This window comes from Devosia sp. P2_G7 (assembly GCF_056403495.1).
On sequence record NZ_JBFUFI010000030.1, the window covers coordinates 1 to 2393 of the forward strand.

Here is a 2393-nt window from a genome sequence, read left to right on the forward strand (position 1 = left end):
TAGGAGGTGCTGGGGCCGGATCTGACGTTGATCGACCGCGTCGCCTCCGCCGCATCAGCCGCGGGCACCGCAAACGCGAGGCCACCGACAAGTGCAAGAGATGTAAGAGCTAGGTGTTTCATTTCATTACTCCGAGCCTACCCGCTACAAACGAACCTCTCGATTGACCTTTAGTTCCTTTTGCGAATGAATGTGATGAGGCCCCGGTAGCGAGGACGGGCATTACTGCCTTTACTACCCTTTCGCTAACGGGGCCGGCCACTCCCCGTCAGAGTCTTTACCAACTTGCCGAAGTAATCCGAGTCGGCGGGCGATCACTGATTTGCGTGTCGAGATGATCAACAAAAAAATGGCCGCTTCGCTGAGAAGCGGCCCAAGGATGGTCCAGGAACGCCATCCGAGGGACTGTTGATCTCGATGGCAATACTCAACTTGTTGACTGTCCCTGCAGTTCCCGGAACCGACCAAGCCCGGCCGGGTTGAATCCGCCTCCGCAGTAGTGAGGCGCGTTCATGCCCAATTTCCCCCCGAAGCCGCCGGCACCAAGTGTACGAATTAGGGTCGGCGCCGCTATCGAGCGCAGCCGAGGGCTCGCGAAAGACGAGCGTCCGATGTCTCAGCAGGAGGTGGCGAAAGAGATGATCGCGAAACTCGACCTGCCCTTGTCGTTGCAGAAGCGCCTTCGCGAACGCCACGGCCTTGACGACTAGCGCCAGCCAAGCAACAGCCCCACAGGGGTCACGATAGCCGCCAACACCAGGACCCAGAAGAGCAGCTTCAATGCCAGCACGCCGAGCGTCAGGAGTTTACACCTTCCGGCAGGCTCTGGAGTTGATCGATCAACCGCTGCAGCGCGCCTTCGACGTCGTCCAGGCGGCTGTGCGGCGGCTCGCCTTTGATGGCGGATCTAAACTCTCTCTGTCGATGTCGGATTTCCGTGAGCAGCACGCTGCACTCCAGATGTGCGAGGCACCTGTCTTCCTCGGTGCTGTAGATGGACGACAACCGACCGCGCAGGTAGGCCGCCTTGCTGTTCGAGTGTTTGAGCGCACTCACAAACGGCTTCAGCGTCTCGTCGGCCCGCTTGCGTTCTTGGACGGCAGTCTGCTGGCTGCGGGGCCGTACTTGCGTTGTGTCCATGTCTTTCTTCAACTCCGTCCGACTATGCGCCCTGGTAGGAATCACGCTCGGAAACGAGGACCGTAACGGCCGCCAGCAAATCGTCGTCGCTGAACGGCTTGGGCATCACCGGCGCATCAGGAAAGTGCTCATAGACCTCCTCGACGCTGGCCGCTGTGCAGAAGATGAACGGAATGTCGCGGCGCTTCAGGCTGGCGACCAGTCCATCGGGTTCGGCGTGCTGCAAACGGAAGTCGATCAGGGCGAGATGCACCTGCTGAGTGTCCAGGAACGCATGCGCTTCGGCCGGATCCGTGGCCATTAGAACACGATAGCCGGCGTTCACGAGTGGGGTCTCGAGGACCGAAGCGATAAGAAAGTTGGTTTCCACGACCATGGCCGTGCGGGGGATCGATTGTGTTGACATGTTTTCCGCTAACGCAGGAGGACCTATCCACCCGGTGGTGGATTGGCAGGCTCAATGCGTTTCGCCAAAACGCCCGGCTGCAGCGATATTAGGGGTGCCCGCAGGGCATCTGCTCGTCCGGTCAATTCCAACCATATGCGCTTATGCCAGCAACGGCAGCTAAAAAAGACATGTCTAGGGAACGGCTCAAGTGGAGAGCAGGTTACCCTCGGGCATCCCAAGAGAGGCTCCCGTGGCAAAACCTTCCAAGCCCACCCCGAAGAAACCCGCTGCAAAAACGAGCGGAAAAGAAGCCCCGGACATTGGCGATCTAAAAGATGTTGAGAAACCTGAACCACCACCATGGCCTCCCGTTGCGCGACCTAAGGGCTAGTGCCTTCCCCCTGCAGTTCCCCGCGGCATCTCAATCCAGCGCGCTGCATCTGGATCTGATCCGCGACATGAAGCTGGTGAACTCCCACATCGTGGCGGCCGCCGCTTATCCAATACTAGACCGCGTGGGCGAGCTGCTACCAACGCGCCTAGCTTCGCCGGCCGAATAAGCGAGCCGTGCACCGACGCCAGTGCAACCAGAGAACCCTGGTCTTCGGTATCCCGGCTGACGCTTGAGTGACGGGCGACCGGGGCAGCACCGCCGCATCATCCCGATGCGGTCCTCCCTCAGTTGGCGTTGGCCATTTCTCCAGCTGCCGTAAGCACAGCCAGCGCGCGGTCGGCCAGCGCGGCCGCATCGACGGCCGGCAGTGCGTCGGTGGCGTAAGACACGGTCACGTCGAGCGCCCCCAGCCGTTCGGCCCCAAGCACCAGTATCGAGGGGCCGACGAAATCGATGCCCACTCCCATGGTT

Annotated in this window: 3 protein-coding genes; all 3 read right to left on the bottom strand. The window is 60.5% G+C overall.

Annotation, left to right across the window (positions count from 1 at the left end; all coding sequences use genetic code 11):
• Window positions 1-798 precede the first annotated feature (798 nt).
• The gene (locus AC1DWU_RS23080) at window positions 799-1140 is read right to left on the bottom strand and encodes a hypothetical protein (RefSeq protein ID WP_477152364.1); all 342 of its coding nucleotides are present in this window, start codon (window positions 1138-1140) and stop codon (window positions 799-801) included.
• Window positions 1141-1162: 22 nt separating this feature from the next.
• Window positions 1163-1546, bottom strand: a complete 384-nt coding sequence (locus AC1DWU_RS23085; RefSeq protein WP_477152365.1) for a response regulator — start codon at window positions 1544-1546, stop codon at window positions 1163-1165.
• A 660-nt stretch (window positions 1547-2206) separates the two neighbouring features.
• A partial coding sequence (locus tag AC1DWU_RS23090; RefSeq protein ID WP_477152366.1) for a hypothetical protein occupies window positions 2207-2393 on the bottom strand: 187 nt, incomplete at its 5' end.